The organism is Caulobacter sp. BE254 (assembly GCF_031457295.1).
In the GTDB taxonomy this organism is placed as follows: Bacteria; Pseudomonadota; Alphaproteobacteria; order Caulobacterales; family Caulobacteraceae; genus Caulobacter.
The window spans coordinates 1-15,352 of record NZ_JAVDWJ010000020.1 but is presented as its reverse complement, the minus strand read 5'-3'; the positions used below and the strand labels follow the sequence as shown (position 1 = coordinate 15,352).

At 70.1% G+C, this 15,352-nt stretch carries 15 protein-coding genes and 2 tRNA genes; 6 read left to right on the top strand and 11 right to left on the bottom strand.

The window, feature by feature from the left end; genetic code table 11:
- Window positions 1–678: 678 nt before the first annotated feature.
- From J2X41_RS23555 to J2X41_RS23535, 5 genes are all read right to left on the bottom strand, one after another.
- Window positions 679–2,490: an aminopeptidase P family protein gene (locus J2X41_RS23555; RefSeq protein ID WP_310086680.1), complete on the bottom strand. Its 1,812-nt coding sequence runs from the start codon at window positions 2,488–2,490 to the stop codon at window positions 679–681.
- Window positions 2,491–2,542: 52 nt separating this feature from the next.
- Window positions 2,543–2,995, bottom strand: a complete 453-nt coding sequence (locus J2X41_RS23550; protein ID WP_310086677.1) for a hypothetical protein — start codon at window positions 2,993–2,995, stop codon at window positions 2,543–2,545.
- Between the two features lie 102 nt (window positions 2,996–3,097).
- Window positions 3,098–3,964 carry a 50S ribosomal protein L11 methyltransferase gene (locus J2X41_RS23545; RefSeq protein WP_310086672.1) on the bottom strand — a complete coding sequence of 289 codons (867 nt, stop codon included), beginning with the start codon at window positions 3,962–3,964 and terminating at the stop codon, window positions 3,098–3,100.
- Window positions 3,965–3,981: 17 nt separating this feature from the next.
- Window positions 3,982–5,391 (bottom strand): O-antigen ligase, encoded by a 1,410-nt coding sequence (locus J2X41_RS23540; RefSeq protein ID WP_310086667.1) that lies wholly within the window; start codon window positions 5,389–5,391, stop codon window positions 3,982–3,984.
- Between the two features lie 111 nt (window positions 5,392–5,502).
- Window positions 5,503–6,000: a hypothetical protein gene (locus tag J2X41_RS23535; protein WP_310086663.1), complete on the bottom strand. Its 498-nt coding sequence runs from the start codon at window positions 5,998–6,000 to the stop codon at window positions 5,503–5,505.
- Between the two features lie 136 nt (window positions 6,001–6,136).
- Between J2X41_RS23535 and J2X41_RS23530 the strand changes: the two genes are divergently transcribed.
- Window positions 6,137–7,303: a low temperature requirement protein A gene (locus tag J2X41_RS23530; protein ID WP_310086660.1), complete on the top strand. Its 1,167-nt coding sequence runs from the start codon at window positions 6,137–6,139 to the stop codon at window positions 7,301–7,303.
- Here the strand turns inward: J2X41_RS23530 and pip are convergent.
- Window positions 7,300–8,289, bottom strand: a complete 990-nt coding sequence (gene pip, locus J2X41_RS23525) for a prolyl aminopeptidase (RefSeq protein WP_310086657.1) — start codon at window positions 8,287–8,289, stop codon at window positions 7,300–7,302. The genes J2X41_RS23530 and pip overlap by 4 nt on opposite strands.
- A 147-nt stretch (window positions 8,290–8,436) precedes the next feature.
- Between pip and J2X41_RS23520 the strand changes: the two genes are divergently transcribed.
- Complete coding sequence (locus J2X41_RS23520) at window positions 8,437–8,691, top strand: low temperature requirement protein A (protein ID WP_310086654.1); 255 nt, start codon at window positions 8,437–8,439, stop codon at window positions 8,689–8,691.
- 10 nt (window positions 8,692–8,701) lie between these two features.
- Here the strand turns inward: J2X41_RS23520 and J2X41_RS23515 are convergent, their stop codons facing one another.
- Window positions 8,702–9,685 carry an alpha/beta hydrolase gene (locus J2X41_RS23515; protein ID WP_310086652.1) on the bottom strand — a complete coding sequence of 328 codons (984 nt, stop codon included), beginning with the start codon at window positions 9,683–9,685 and terminating at the stop codon, window positions 8,702–8,704.
- A 118-nt stretch (window positions 9,686–9,803) separates the two neighbouring features.
- On the opposite strand from J2X41_RS23515, the gene J2X41_RS23510 reads away from it, so the two are divergent.
- Window positions 9,804–11,030 carry a multidrug effflux MFS transporter gene (locus J2X41_RS23510; RefSeq protein ID WP_310086649.1) on the top strand — a complete coding sequence of 409 codons (1,227 nt, stop codon included), beginning with the start codon at window positions 9,804–9,806 and terminating at the stop codon, window positions 11,028–11,030.
- A 195-nt stretch (window positions 11,031–11,225) separates the two neighbouring features.
- Here J2X41_RS23510 and J2X41_RS23505 read toward each other — a convergent pair whose 3' ends face one another.
- From J2X41_RS23505 to rlmB, 4 genes are all read right to left on the bottom strand, one after another.
- Window positions 11,226–11,603 (bottom strand): DUF423 domain-containing protein, encoded by a 378-nt coding sequence (locus J2X41_RS23505; RefSeq protein ID WP_310086645.1) that lies wholly within the window; start codon window positions 11,601–11,603, stop codon window positions 11,226–11,228.
- Entirely contained in the window at window positions 11,603–12,346 is a 744-nt protein-coding gene (locus J2X41_RS23500; protein ID WP_310086642.1) for a TerC family protein, read from the bottom strand. The genes J2X41_RS23505 and J2X41_RS23500 overlap by 1 nt, the downstream gene beginning before the upstream one ends.
- 42 nt (window positions 12,347–12,388) lie before the next feature.
- Complete coding sequence (locus J2X41_RS23495) at window positions 12,389–13,858, bottom strand: hypothetical protein (protein WP_310086639.1); 1,470 nt, start codon at window positions 13,856–13,858, stop codon at window positions 12,389–12,391.
- A gap of 103 nt (window positions 13,859–13,961) precedes the next feature.
- Window positions 13,962–14,798 (bottom strand): 23S rRNA (guanosine(2251)-2'-O)-methyltransferase RlmB, encoded by an 837-nt coding sequence (gene rlmB, locus J2X41_RS23490; protein WP_310086637.1) that lies wholly within the window; start codon window positions 14,796–14,798, stop codon window positions 13,962–13,964.
- Window positions 14,799–14,969: 171 nt separating this feature from the next.
- Here rlmB and J2X41_RS23485 point away from each other — a divergent pair.
- From J2X41_RS23485 to J2X41_RS23475, 3 genes are all read left to right on the top strand, one after another.
- Window positions 14,970–15,055, top strand: a tRNA-Tyr gene (locus J2X41_RS23485).
- A gap of 73 nt (window positions 15,056–15,128) precedes the next feature.
- Window positions 15,129–15,202, top strand: a tRNA-Gly gene (locus J2X41_RS23480).
- A gap of 55 nt (window positions 15,203–15,257) precedes the next feature.
- On the top strand, window positions 15,258–15,352 hold a 95-nt coding region (locus tag J2X41_RS23475), incomplete at its 3' end, for a GTP-binding protein (protein WP_209282537.1).

Sequence of the window (15,352 nt, the reverse complement as noted above, 5' to 3'; positions counted from 1 at the left end):
CGCGAAGGCTCCGCCCCCTATGGGGGCGGACAGACCGCGAAGCGGTCAGGTGGGGGCAAGTATTTAGCGGGCACGACCTCTCGTTCTCACGCGGACCCCCGCTGAGCTTGATGGGAAGGGTGCGAAGCGCCCGGGCCTCGCCCGGAGTAGCTTTTATGTTTTGTACCGTTTCGACGAAGACGAGCGCTTCGCGTGGACCGTTTTCCAGAAGCCTTCGGATCGCGGATTTTTAACCCGCTCCGATGGAGGCCCCCGACGGGCAGGACGTTGGCGCATCCTGGACCGCATGGGCGGTTTCAGCCCATGCCTGCCGCGTCCGCCGATCCCTCGCCGCCTGGGTTTCGTCCCGACTAACGGGAACCTGCCCAGGACCGTCGCGAAGGCTGTCACTCAAGACCACCGGCGAGCGCTTCCCGCTCGACCACCCCTGAAAGCCGCTCGGTCGCCGGCCGGACGCCCTTCCCGTGCTTTCAGGTGCAAGCAGGATACGGCACGTCGGGAGGAGGGGGATAAGTTCGGTCGAAGTAAATTAGAGCGTTGAAATCTCTAGACTCTGTTCGCTATCCGCCGAGCATCGACGCCCGACGCCCGACGCCCGACGCCCGACGCCCGACGCCCGACGCCCGACGCCCGACGCCCGACGCGGACGCACGCACGCATGCGTGCGTCCGCGGCCGCTCAAAGCGGCGCGCAGACCGTTTCCAGCCAGGCCCGGATCTCCGGCTCGACCAGCGGCCCGATCTCGGCGACCACCCGCGCGTGGTAGGCGTCGAACTGGGCGATCTCTTCGGGCGACAGCAGGCTCTTATCCACCAGCCGCCGGTCGATCGGGGCCAGGGTCAGGGCGTGGAAGCGGTGCATCGGCCGGTCGCCGTCGCCCACGGTTTCGGCGGGCATGACCACCTCGAGGTTCTCGATGCGGATGCCGTATTCGCCGTCCTTGTAGTAGCCGGGCTCGTTGGAGACAATCATCCCCGGCTGCAGGGCGATGGTGTTGGGGGCCTTGCTGATCCGCTGCGGACCTTCGTGGACGCCCAGATAGACGCCGACGCCATGGCCGGTGCCGTGGTCGTAGTCCAGGCCGTGGCTCCACAGCGCGGCGCGGGCGAAGGCGTCGATGGCCGAGCCCGTGGTGCCCGCCGGGAAGCGCAGGCGGGCGATGGCCAGGTGGCCCTTGAGGACCAGGGTGTTGCGGGTGACCATCTCGGCGGTCGGCTCGCCGATGGCGACCGTGCGGGTGACGTCGGTGGTGCCGTCCAGGTACTGGCCGCCACTGTCGACCAGCAGCAGCGAGCCCGGGGCGGCGCGTTCGTTGCTGCGCTCGGTCGGGCGGTAGTGGGGCAGGGCGCCGTGGCCGTTGGCCGCGCCGATGGTGTCGAAGCTGAGATCCTTGAGCAGGCCCGTCGCCTCGCGGAAGGCCTCCAGCTTGGCCACGGCCTCCTTCTCGTCCGGCGGATTGACCTGGCCCTCGGTGGCCAGCCAGTGCAGGAACCGGGTCAGGGCCGCGCCGTCGCGCTTGTGGGCCTCGATCGTGCCGGCGATCTCGACCGCGTTCTTGCAGGCCCGGGGCAGGGTGCAGGGGTCCATGGCGCGGACCACCGCGGCGCCGGCGGCGGCCAGGGTGTCGAAGTACCAGGCCGACGACTGGGCCGGGTCGACGAGCACCCTCCGGCCCGCCAGTTCGGCCAGGGCGGCCTCAAGCGCTTCCGGCGCTTCCAGCGACACCTGGTTGCCCAGCCAGGCCGGCAGGTCGCCGGTGACCTTGGCGGGGTCGAGGAACAGCCGCGCCGTGCCGTCGGCGCGCAGCACGGCCTGGGACAACGGCAGGGGCGAGCGGATGACGTCGCCGCCGCGGATGTTGAACAGCCAGGCGATCGAGGCCGGGGCGGTGATCACCGCGGCGTCGGCGCCCAGGGCCGCGACGGCCGATCCGACCCGGGCGCGCTTGGAGGCAGACTCCTCGCCGGCGTACTGGACCGGATGCGGCACGACGGGCGCGGCCGGCTGGGCGGGACGCGCCGCGCCCCAGGCCTCGTCGATCGGATTGACGGCCACGGGCTTCAGCGCCGCGCCGGCCTTGGCGGCCGCGGCCTTCAGGCCGTCCAACGCCTGGGGACTGTGCAGACGGGCGTCGTAGCCGATCACCGCGCCCCTGGAGGCGGTCTCCAGATAGGCCGGCACCCCGCCCTCGACCAGGTCGCGGACCTCGAACAGGTTCAGGTCGACCTGGTCGCGCACCTGCAGGGTGTAGCGGCCGTCGACGAACACGGCGGCCCGGTCCTGGAGGATCACCCCGGCTCCGGCCGAGCCAGTGAAGCCGCTGGCCCAGGCCAGGCGGTCGTTGGCGGCGGGCAGATATTCGTTCTGGTGCTCGTCCTCGTGCGGCACGAGGAAGCCGTCCAGGCCCTGGCGCGCCATGGCGGCGCGGATCAGGGGAACGTGGCGGGGGCCGAAGCCCGGATCGGTGGATTCATCGAAGGTCTGGCGCATCCCACCGATGTAATCCGCCCCCGCCGCGCAGGGAAGGGGCGGAAGGCGGGGCCTAGTTCGCCGGCTGTTGCGGCTGCTGCTGCGGGACCGGCGGCGGGGTCAGGTTGGGATCGGCCGACGGGGCGATGGTGTCGTCGCGCGACAGGGCGGCGTTGGTGGCGGCGTCGTGGGCGGCCTGGGCGGCGTTGGCGGCCGTGTTCTCGGTCGAGCGGCGGGCGCTGTCGGCGGCGGCGCTGGCGTCGCGGGCGGCCTGCTGGGCGACGATCGTGGCCTGGGCGGCCCCGGTCTGGGCGCTTTCGATCGCGCTGGCGGCGCGGCCCTGTTCCTGGGCCTGGGCGATCTGGTCGTCGCTGGGCGTGCGCGCCCCGACCGTCAGCATGAAGGCGATGGCGACCACGGCGACGATGGCCACCGCCCCGGCCACGAACCAGCCGGTGGCGCCGCCCTCGCGGCGGACATGCACGACGCGTTCGGGCGGGGGGGCTTGGGGATCGACATAGGTCATGACGTTGCTCCTGGAGCGAGAGTGTCCCGCCTGGAGAAACGTGAGTGGAGGCGGAGGTGTTCCGCATTCCAGAACCTCTCCCAAGGGAGAGGGCATTTTACTTTACGGCCGCTGCAGCACCAGCGCCGCCCAGGCGTCGCGGTGGATGCGGTTGACGACCTTGAAGCCGCGCGAGACGTAGGCGGCCTTGACCATGCGCTCCTGGGTGCGCAGCAGGCCCGACAGGATCACCGTGCCGCCGGGGACCAGGGCGTTCTTGATGTCCTGGGCCAGGCTGACCAGCGGCCGGGCCAGGATGTTGGCGAACACCAGGTCGTAGGGGGCGTTGTCGGTCACCAGGCGGTTGGACAGGCCCGAGGCGTGGACGAAGCGGGCGTTGGCGCGGTTGACCTTGGCGTTCTCCTTGGAGATCCGCACGCTGGGCTTGTCGATGTCGGTGCCGACGGCGATCCGCGATCCCGTCCGCGCGGCGGCGATGGCGAGGAGCCCGGTGCCGGCCCCGACGTCGAGCACCTTGTTGAACTTCCGGGCCTTGATCAGCCGGTCATAGGCCAGCAGGCAGCCGACGGTGGTGCCGTGGTGGCCGGTGCCGAAGGCCGCGCCGGCCTCGATGCGCAGGTTGACGGTGCTGGCCGGCAGGCGGCCGCGGTCGTGCATGCCGTAGACGAAGAACCGGCCGGCGCGCACCGGCGGCAGGCCCGACAGCGCCATGGCCAGCCAGTCGGCGTCGGCCAGCTGCTCGCGCAGCACCTTCAGCGGATAGCCGGCCAGCACCTCCAGCAGGCCCGCGTCTTCCTCGTCGGTGGTCGGGAAGGCGTCGATGCGCCAGATCCCCTTGTCCTCGTCCTCTTCCAGGATCGAGTAGGTCGCGCCCTCGAGGCCGGGATGGTTGTCGATGGCGTCGGCGGCGGCTTCGGCGTCGGCGCGCGCGCCGCGGGCGACGATCTGCTGGGGCGTGTAGTCGGTCATGGCGCTCCAGTAGCGGGCTAAGCGCCGAAAGGCGAGACCGCGCGCTTGCCAAATATCGGCTTGAGGGCCGCGGCGCCGGCCGGCGCGGGCGTCCAGATCTCGGGCGCGGGCTCCGGCGAGGCCAGGCTCCAGGCCAGGGGTGGGGCGGCGAACAGCGGGCGGCGGGGGGAGGTCTCGCGTTCGACTTCCGGCGCCCAGACCGGCCCCAGCAGGCGCGTCACCGCCGCGCAGGCCAGGGCCCAGACGATGCCGTTGCGCTCCAGGATGAAGCTTTCGGAGAAGGTGGTCATCAGGAAGATGGCCAGGAACAGGGTGGCCCAATAGCCGTCCTGGACCTGGCGGAACCGGAACAGGGAGACCAGCAGCGCGCCGCCCAGCACCAGGGCGCACAGGCCCACCCCGATCCAGCCCAGCTGGGCCAGGATGTCCAGCCAGCCGTTGTGGGCGCTGGGCACCAGCCAGCCGGTCTCCTTGCGGATCCAGTTGGCGGGCACGGAGTCCAGGGTCCAGAACACGCCGTAGCCGTAGCCGGTCAGCGGGCGCTTGGCCGACTGGCGCAGCAGCCCGGCCCAGATGTCGGTGCGGCCGGTCAGAGAGGGATCTTTGCCCAGGGCCTTGAACAGCAGCTCGGGGGCCAGCCACATGACCATGGCGGCGGTCACCGCGACGGTGACGCCCAGCCAGACGACGAGCACCGCCGTGGCGGGGCCGCGCCGCATGGCCGCCAGCAGCATCGAGCCGCACAGGCCGATCAGCAGGGCCAGCAGCGAGGTCTTGGACTTGCTCATCACCAGCATCGCCGCGCACAGCACGATGGTGAGGACCATCTGCTTGCGCTTGGTCGAGCCGGCCAGCAGCGCGGCCATGGCCGCCAGGGCGCCGTAGACCATCATCGCCCCCATCTGGTTCTTCTCATACCAGAGGCCGCGCCAGTCGCCGGCGTTGATGTCGTGCTGCACGCCCATCTTGGGATAGGCGACCACGGCCAGCAGGCCGCCGGCGGCCAGGGCCAGGAAGGTGACGGCGATGATCTCGGCCATCCGCTTGCCGTCGAAGCTGGCGGCGAAATAGAGCCCGAACAGGGTGGTGAAGGCCGCCGCCATGGCCCGGCGGTTGGTCGTCTCGGGATTCAGCGACCACGAGGCCGAGGCGTAGACCCAGAAGACCAGCAGGCTCAGCAGCACGGCGGGCAGCCAGAACCGCATCAGGCGCGGGGCCCGCCAGACAGCCAGGCCCAGGGTCAGGGCGTAGACCGGCAGCCACATCAGCCGCAGGATCGGGATGTTCTCGCCGCCCGCCTGCAGGGGGTCCAGCAGCGGACCGATCAGGGCGTTGGACAGCATGAACAGCAGGAAGCCGCAGGCCAGCACTTCCAGCTTGCGCCAGAGGTCGGGCCCATCGTCGCGCCGCTGTTCCGCGTCCACCATTCCGATCCAGGTCCTGGCGCGAAATGGAACACGCGCTTTGGGTTGGAGCGGTTGGCAGCAAGGGCGAGGCCAAGCTTGGCCTAGGGCGTGCTCGGCCGGGATGCGTCGCGACTAGCGCGCCGTGGCGACGGTCGTGGAGGCGCTGGGCGCCGCAGGCGCGTCGATCGCCGGTGGCGCTTGCGGCGCGGCGGGGGCCACGGGCGCTTCGGGAGGATCGCCGGGCAGGCGGGTGTTCGGGATGTCGCCGGCCGTCGACGGCCAGGTCCGTTCCGTCGGCTCGACTACCCCGACGGGTTCGGTCTTGGGTTTCGGCCAGGTCCAGGCGGTCGGGACGTATTCCGGGACCTCGTATGACGCGGCGACCGGCGGCTGTGGCGGCGTCTTGGGGACGACATAGTCGGTGCCGACCACGTAGTCGGGAACCTTGCCGCTGGGCGATGCGACAGGCTGGACCTCGGTATAGGTGGGCTCAGACGCGAACGCGGTCATGATGGGGGCTTCGGTCTGGGAGCCGATCCTGAGGATCAGCCCGCCCGTCGTCCCGATCGCCAGGGCGACGGCGGCGCCGATCAGCGCGGCGCGATGGGCAAGGAAATCCGAAGAGTCCATGCGGACAAGAGCGCGCCCGACGGCGAAACGTTCGATCCAGGTCGTGCGACCCCTTCTTCGGCGGCGCGACCGGCGTCGGCCTCGATTTTCGGCTGTCACGCTTTAACCTCCCGACTCAGCCAGGGGAAAATCCGTCATGTCACGCCGCCACATGCTCCGCGACCGCGCCTCGGGCGGCCATGCGCGGGTCACCTATGTCGAGCTGTTCTTCGACCTAGTGTTCGTGTTCGCGGTCACCCAGCTGTCGCACGGCCTGCTGGCCCATCCAAGTCTTCTGGGCCTGGTCGAGACCGGTTTGCTGCTGATGGCGGTCTGGTGGGCCTGGATCTTCATGGCCTGGGTCACCAATTGGCTGGATCCCGAACGGGCGCCCGTACGGATCATGCTGTTCGTGGCCATGGTGGTGGGCATGGTCATGACCATGTCGATCCCCGAGGCGTTCGGCGACCGCGGCCTGGTCTTCGCCCTGGCCTTCGTGGCGATTCAGCTGGGCCGCAGCCTGTTCACCGCCTGGGCGATGCGGGACCATCCGTTCCAGAGCCGCAACTTCATCCGGATTTCCATCTGGTTCGCGACCTCGGGCGTGCTGTGGATCGCCGGCGGCCTGGCCGAGGGCGGCGCGCGACTGGCGCTTTGGGGCGGGGCGCTGGCCTTGGAATATGTCTCGCCGGCCTTGGGCTTCTGGGTTCCCGGCCTGGGCCGGGCCCGCGCCGAGGAGTGGGACGTCGAGGGCGGTCACCTGGCCGAACGCTGCGCGCTGTTCACGATCATCGCCCTGGGCGAGTCGATCCTGGTCATGGGCGCGACCACCGCGACCCTGGCCTGGACGCCGATGATCATCGCCGCCTTCCTGGCCTCGTTCGCCGGCAGTCTGGCCATGTGGTGGATCTATTTCGCGTTCACGGCCGAGGCCGCCAGCGAAGCGATCAGCCACGCCAAGGAGCCCGGCCGAGTAGCGCGCGAGGCCTATACCTACATCCACCTGCTGCCGATCGCCGGCATCATCGTCACCGCCGTGGCCGACGAATGGACGATCCACCATCCGCTGGGCCACACCGACCTGAAGACGGCGCTGGCCCTGATCGGCGGGCCGTTCCTGTTCCTGCTGGGCGGGGTGCTGTTCAAGCGGGCGGTGTTCCGGGCCTGGGCGCGGGCCCAGGTCGTCGGCCTGCTGGCGCTGGTCGCCCTGGCCCCGATCAGCCTGGCGGTCAGTCCGCTGGCGCTGTCGATCGCCACGACAGCCGTCCTGCTGGGCGTGTCGGTTCGCGAGGGCCTTGTGCGCCGGGCGAAGACCTCCGCCTAGACGCCCAACGCCGCATCCGTCGCGCGCACCAGGCCGTCGATGACGCCGGGCTCGGTCGAGGCGTGGCCGGCGTCCCAGACGATCTCGAACCGGGCCTCGGGCCAGGCGCGGTGCAGCGACCAGGCGCTGTCCAGCGGCGTGACCACGTCGAAGCGGCCCTGGACGATCCAGGCCGGGATGTGCCGGATCCGGTCGATGTTCTTCAGGATCCAGCCGTCCTCCTCGAAGAAGCCGCCATTGGCGAAGAAGTGGCATTCGATCCGCGCGAAGGCGACGGCGAAGTCTTCCTCGTTGAATTTCGGCGGGCGGGCCTCAGGGCCTCTCAGCGAAATGGTGTCGCCCTCCCATTGGCTCCAGGCCCCGGCCGCCTCGGCCTGGACGCGGCGGTCGGGGTGGGTCAGGCGCTTGTGGTAGGCGGCCATCAGGTCGCCGCGCTCCTCGGGCGGAATCGGGGCCAGGAACCGCTCCCAGGCGTCGGGGAACAGCATCGAGGCACCGTCCTGGTAGAACCAGCGCAGCTCCCTCTGGGTGAGCAGGAAGATGCCGCGCAGCACCAGACCCTCGACCCGGTCGGGATGTGCGATGGCGTAGGCCAGGGCCAGGGTCGATCCCCACGAGCCGCCGAACACGGTCCACTTCTCGACGCCCAGATGCACGCGCAGTCGCTCGATGTCGGCGATCAGGCTCCAGGTGGTGTTGTCCTCGAGGCTGGCGTTGGGACGCGAGCGGCCGCAGCCGCGCTGGTCGAACAGGGCCATGCGCCATCGGCTGGGATCGAAGAACCGCCGCATGGTGGGGTTGACCGCCCCGCCGGGGCCGCCGTGCAGGATCACCGCCGGCTTGCCGCGCGGCGCGCCGCACTCCTCGTAATAGATCTCGTGCGGACCGTCGGTGCTCAGCCAGCCGAAGGAAAAGGGCTCGATGTCGCGAAACAGGCCGCGGCGGCCGTTGGCGGACATGGGCTGGGCGGAAGCGTTACGATCCATGGCGCAACCCTAAACCGGTTTCGGGCCGGGAGGGAACGCCGCGAGGGGTTCATTTGCCCGCGCCGGTCGCGCGTCTGGCGTCGCCGCCCGGCGAACCCTGGCCAGGACCGTCGCAACCCGCCCCGCTTTTCCGTATTCTCCCGAGTCATGAACAACCCCGAAGACCTCAGCGACGACGAACTGCTGGAGATGCTGACGCCGCGCCAGCTGGCCGAGTTGGACCGCGCGATCGCCGAGATGATGGGCCCCGAGGGCCTGGACAAGGTCATCTCGCTGCAGGTGATGGCCCAGCTCTACACGGTCCGCGCCGCCGAGCGCGACGAGACCTCGGCCCTGGCCATGCTGCAGATGGCGGCGGCGATGCGACGGCGGGCGGAGATCCTGGCGGCGGAAAAAGGTTAGGGCCGAGAGGTCAGTTCGGAAACCGCCGCCCCAGCCAGTCGATTAGAATCGCGTTCACCTGGTCGGGCTTCTCCTGCTGGGTCCAGTGGCCGCTGCCCTCGACCAGCACCTTCTCCAGGTCCGAGATCTGGTCGCCCATGCGGTCGGCGAGGGAAGGCGGCAGCACCACGTCGTGCTCGGCCATGATCATCAGGCATGGGATCTCGTCGATCCGGGTCGGCAGGTGTTCGGCCCGCTCCCAGTTGCGCACGAAGTTGCGGTACCAGTTGATCCCGCCGGTGAAGCCGGTGCGCTGGAACGTCTCGACGAAGACCTTCAGTTCCTCGGGGGTCAGCAACTGGCTGGAGTCGTCGGCGACGTCGTAGCGGGCCAGGCCGTCCTGCAGGGCCAGCGAGCGGCCGCTGGTCTCGCCGCTGGTGAAGGCGGCCTGCACGCCGGTCGGCTTGCGCATGAAATAGCGCATGGTCCTGTCGACGTCGGCGGCCAGCTGGGCGTCGGCCACGCCGGGTTTCTGGAAGTGGACGATGTACATGTCCTCGCCGAACGCGTGGCGGAACATGGTGATCGGGTCGACGGGCAGGCGGGGCAGGAACGGGGTGTTGAGGCCCACGACTCCCGCCACCCGGCCGGGATGCATCAGCGGCAGCTGCCAGACGACCAGGCCGCCCCAGTCGTGGCCGCAGAACACCGCCTTCTCGACGCCCAGGTGGTCCAGCAGCCCGACCAGGTCGCCGGTCAGGTGCGCCATGTCATAGTCCTCGACCGCCTCGGGACGATCGGTCAGGCCGTAGCCGCGCTGGTCGGGGACAATCACCCAGCGCCCCGCCGCCGCCAGGGCCGCGATCTGCCAGCGCCAGGAATAGGAGAACTCGGGAAAGCCGTGGCACAGCACGATGGGGACGCCGACGCGGGGCCCCGCCTCGTAATAGGCCATGCGGATCCCGTTGATCCGCGCGAACGAAGGCTCGGGCATCGGCGGCGCAAGCTGGGTCATGGCGTTTCCTGCTTATGTTATTGGTGATCACCTTGCCGGCCCACGCCGCGCCGGGCAAGGCCGCGATTCGTACGGTCAAGGACTTACCCCTGCGGAAAACAAGCGTAAAAGCGCGTCCATGACCGACGCCGTACAGCCCAAGCCCGCCGCCACGCCCTGGCGGCTCGTCCTGATGCTGGGCGCGCTGACGGCCTTCGCGCCGATGTCGATCGACATGTATCTGTCCAGCATGCCGGACATCGGCCGGAGCCTCCACGCCGGGGCCGACGACGTTCAGGCCACCCTGGCGGCGTTCTTCGCCGGCATGGCGATCGGCCAGTTCCTGTACGGCCCGGCCTCGGACCGGTTCGGACGCCGCCTTCCGCTGCTGCTGGGCATCGGCATCTATGTTGTCGCCTCGGTGGTCTGCGCCACCGCGGCGTCGATCCACGTGCTGATCGCCGCCCGCTTCGTCCAGGCCCTGGGCGGCTGCGCGGGGGCTGTGATCGCCCGGGCGGTGGTGCGCGACAAGTTCAATCACGCCGACACGGCGCGGGTGCTGTCGCTGATGACCCTGATCATGGGCCTGGCGCCGGTGCTGGCTCCGCAGTTCGGCGGCGTCGTGCAGTTCTTCGCCGGCTGGCGCGGCGTGTTCTGGACCCTGGTGGTCTTCGGCCTGCTGATCGGCCTGTGGGCCGCGCTGAGCCTGGCGGAGTCGCGGTCGGAGGCCACGGCGGTCCAGGCGCGCTCAGAGAATCCGTTCCGCGCCTATCTGGCCCTGCTGCGCCAGAAGCGCCTGGTCGGCTACGGCGTGGCCGGGGCCCTGAACGGCGCGACCCTGTTCACCTACATCTCGACCGCGCCGGACCTGGTGATGGGGACCTACGGCCACTCGCCGCTGGTGTTCAACATCGTCTTCGCCTTCAACGCCGTGGGCATCATCGGGGCCAGCCAGGTCAACCGCCTGCTGCTGCGCCGCTCGACGCCGGACCGGGTGCTGGTGCGGGCCAGCATCGCCTCGATCGTCGCCGCCCTGCTGCTGGCCGCCGCCGCCTGGAGCGGGGTGGGCGGGCAGTTCACGGTCCTGCCGCTGCTGTTCGCGGCCCTGTCGACCTACGGCCTGATGAGCGGCAACACCATGGCCGGGGCGTTGAGCGTCGATCCCAGCCGGGCGGGCTCGACCTCGGCCCTGATGGGCGGCATCTCGTTCGGGGCGGGGGCCCTGGCCTCGTGGGTGGGCGGCCTGCTGCACGACGGCACGCCCAAGCCCGTGGCGGCGGTGATGTTCGCCTGCCTGGTCGGCTCCAGCCTGGCGATCTTCGGCCTGGCGGTCCCGAAGGACCGGCGCGGCAAGATGGCGGCTTAAGATTCGGACTCGATCGAAGAACGCCTGACGTCGTCATCCCGGCCGTAGCGAAGCGGAGGGCCGGGATCCAGGTGAACCGCAACGCCCCTGCCCAGTCACCTGGATCCCGGACAGCCTCTGCGAGGCTTCCGGGAGGACAACCAATCTTGGGTCTCCGATACTTTCGGAAAGCCGTCGCTCCATTGAGCGAAGACCCTAAGCCTCCCGATCCGCGATCGTTCCCGCTCGCCAGGCCAGCACTAGCCAACCGGCCAGGAAGCACAGGCCGCCGAACGGCGTGACCATGCCCAGCACGCGCGGCGCGCCGAAGGCCAGGGCGTAGAGCGAACCGGAGAACAGTACGGTTCCGGCCAGGAACAGGGTCGGCGTTGTCACATCGACCTTGCCGCCGACCTTGCGCACCGCCAGCCAGCCGAACACCGCCAGGGCGTGGGTCATCTGGTACAGCGATCCGGTGTGCAGCAGCTCGGCCGCCCGGGCGTCCCGCGCGCCATGGGCGGCGAAGGCGCCGAACGCCACGGCCAGGAAGCCGCTGAGGGCGGCCAGGCGGGCGACGAGCGCCGGGCCGCGCATCACTTCTTGTGCTTGTTATGCGCGGCCAGCTCGTCCGGCTTGATGTCGAGGAACGAGGGGGCGGCGGCGTTGTAGGCGTCGGTCTTGTGCAGGTCGATGACCACGCTGCGGTGGCCTTCCCAGATCATGTGCACGGCGACGTACAGCACGATGGCCAGGCCGATGAAGCCGATCCAGCGGTGCTTGTGCAGCAAGTTGGCGATGGCGGTGGCGGCCACGCCCATCAGGATGATCGACAGCAGCAGGCCGAAGACCAGGATGGCCGGGTGCTCGCGGGCCGCGCCGGCCACGGCCAGCACGTTATCCAGCGACATCGAGACGTCGGCGATCAGCACCTGCAGGAAGGCCTGCTTGAAGGTCTTGGCCGGCTTGACGCGCGGCTCGGTGGCCGGATTGCCGTCGATGGAGGCGATGGCGTCCTCCTGGTCGTGGGTCATCTGCTCGCGCAGCTCGCGCCACATCTTCCAGCACACCCACAGCAGCAGCACGCCGCCGGCCAGCAGCAGGCCGATCACGCCCAGCAGCCAGGTGGTGATCAGGGCGAAGCTGATGCGCAGCACCACGGCCGCGCCCAAACCGTAGAGAATGACCTTCTTGCGGTCCTTGGCCGGCAGGCCGCCGGCCGCCAGGCCCACGGCCACGGCGTTGTCGCCGGCCAGGACGAGGTCGATCATCAGGACGGAAAGGAAGGCCGCGAACGGACCGTTCAGTCCGCCCACCTGGGCGAGGAGCGCGTCAAACATGCGGCCTCAATGCGTCAGGCGGGCGGGTCTGGCAAGTCTCCCTTAATCGACCCGATCGAGTTCCTTGCGCGGGGCCTGAGCGGCGCCGTCATGCGTCGGAGTTTCGAAGGGATTGTGTTCCGGTCGGCCATGGGGCGCCGCGGCGGCGACCGTGGGATTGGGCTCGGCGGACGGCGGCGTGTCGTACAGCAGCGGGTTGCGGCCGTAGTCGGCCTGGGTGCGGACCTTGCGGCGTCGTTCGGCCCTCGCCTTGGCGGCCGAGGCGTTGCGCGAGATCGCCACCAGGATCAGCAGGGCCAGCAGCACCAGGGCGCCGCCCAGCAGCGACTTGGTCGGCATCCGGCCCACGCCCGGCACGTCGATCGTCTCGTAGCGGCCCAGGTCGGGCAGGGCGGCCTTGAGGCCCTGGGCCTTTTCCGCAGCCGCCTCCTGGAGCGGGGCGACCTGCCGGGAGATCGAGCCCAGGGTGAAGGCCTGGGCCGGCTTGGCGCCGTTCAGGGCGACGCCGAACTCGGTCTTCAGCGGTCCCTTGGCGGCGTCCGTCGGCTTGACCTGCCAGGCGAAGGTCGCCGGCTGGCCAGCCTTGACCTCGGCGGTCTGGCGGCCGCTCGGCGTGATCTCGTAGCCCTGACCCTGCAGGTCGGCGTAGGCGCTGGTCTTGCCGGCCGCCTTGGTCAGCCCCAGCTTGGCGGCCTCCGTCTTGATCGCCTCGCCCAGCGTGGCGGGCAGGGACAGGGTGACTTGGCCCGCCTGGCCCTGGGCCAGGCTCGGCGCGGTGGCCAGGGTCGCGCCCCTGGTCGCTTCCGGTGCGACGGCGGCCTGCAGGGCCTGCAGCTTGGTCTGCGGCTTGGCCGGAGCCGCGCTGGCGGCGGGCGTGGGCGCGGTGGCCGGAGCGATCGGCGCGACGACAGGCGCCCGGGTCGGGGCCACCGCCGGCGCGGCGGTGATCGGCTTCAGCGGAGCCGGGGCGGGCGTCACCGTGACCGGCCGGGACGGCGGCTTGGCGACGAGCGTCGGCTTCGCCGCGGGTTGGCCCGCGGGACGAGCCGTGGGCCGCGTCGCGGGGCGAGCGGCGGCGTGGATGACCGGGGCAGCGACCGGTGCGGCCGCGACGTGCACCCGGCGGGCCGGAGCCACCCGTGTGGACGAGGCATGACGGACCGGACGAGGCTCGACATCCCGGCGAGGCTCGACCTCCGGATTGGCGATCGGCGCCATGGCGGTCACCAGGGTCCCGTCGGGACGGCGCCAGGTCTTCAGGGACGACTCGGTCGTGGCGACAGGGATCGGCGGTTCCGCGGCGCCGGGCGGTCCGCCCAGCAGGCCGTCGTCCGGCGCGGCCTGGGCGGAGGGCGGCGCGCCCATCAGGTCCGGCGCCTGGGCGGCGCCATAGCCCGGCTCCTCGGCGGCGGGCGGCGTCTCGACAGGCTCGCGCGCGCCGCAGCCGGCGATCAGCAGGACTCCGACCGCGCAGCCGGCCAGGGCCGCCGAGCGGACTTTGCTATGCAACACCGGGTCCCCCGATCCCATATGAGCTCTCCGCCAAGCAAGGCCTCGCGTTTCAAACCCGAGAAAATCACGTCGTCGTGGCGAAATCAAAACGGTTAACGGAGATTCACGAACCGGTTTCTTCCCTGGCGCGAACTTTCGACGCTTCATAGAGCGCCACCGCCGCCGCGGCGGACACGTTCAGGCTTTCGAAGCCGCCGGGCATGGCGATCCTGCCCATCGCGTCGCAGTGCTCGGCCACCAGCCGGCGCACGCCTTCGCCCTCCGACCCCAGCACCAGCACCGTCGGACGGGCGTCCAGCACCTCGTCCAGCGTGTCCTCGGCCTCGCCGGCCAAGCCCACGGCCCGCCAGCCCAGGTCGGCCAGTTCCTCCAGGGCGCGGGACAGATTGACCACGCGCGCATGGGGGATCTTGTCCACCGCCCCGACGGCGGTCTTGGCCAGCACGCCGGTCAGGGCCGGGGCGTGGCGGTCCTGCAGGATCACCCCCCTGGCGCCGAACGCGGCGGCCGAGCGGAAGATCGCGCCGATGTTCTGCGGGTCGGTGATCTGGTCCAGCATCACCAGCAGGCCCTGGGCCGGCGTTCCCAGGTCGTGGACGCCGAGCATCTCGGGCTCGTCGATCTTTAGGGCGATGCCCTGGTGCACGGCGCCGGCCGGCAGCTGGCGGGCGATGTCGGCCCCCTCCATGATCTGCAGGAAGGGGGCGCGGCTCAGATTCGGCGCGAGTCGCTTGGCGCGATCCGGGGTGGCCAGAAGACGTTTCGGAACGGGTCTGGCGGGGTTGGAAAGCGCGGCCTCGACGGCGTGAGTCCCCCAGATCCAGTCCTTGGCGTCGCCCTGGCCTTTGGAAAACTTGTTGTTTTCCCGAGGCTTGGAACGAAAATCACGGCCGGGCGAAGAAGGCTTTTTCCGGTCGTTGCGTTCGGAATGAGAGGACACTATAAGACGCGCTCCGATTTGGGGCCCTGAGGGTTTCCGAGAGCCAGGGCGGCGCTGCTTTAGCATCGTCTCACAGGTCTCGAGGAAGCTTTTGTTCCTTTTTCGTGACGGGCGGTCCGCCGCCGGTTTCGAGGAAGGGAAGGCCGCTTTGAAGGAACTCTGTCGCGCGCTGGGGGAATGTCCCGAGTGGCAAAGGGGGGGGACTGTAAATCCCCTGGCGTACGCCTTCGTAGGTTCGAGTCCTACTTCCCCCACCACGCGCGACGAGAGCTCCGACGAGGCTTGGTCCCAAAGCCAGAGACCGGGAGCCGACGCGACCCCGCTAGCTAGGCGGGTATAGCACAGTGGTAGTGCAGCAGCCTTCCAAGCTGAGGATGCGGGTTCGATTCCCGCTACCCGCTCCAGCTCCCCCTAGACTAATGACCCTGAAACAAGCCCGCCGGCGCGAAGGTAGAGACGATGGCCAAGGAAAAGTTCGAACGTAACAAGCCGCACTGCAACATCGGCACCATCGGTCACGTCGACCATGGCAAGACGACGTTGACGGCCGCGAT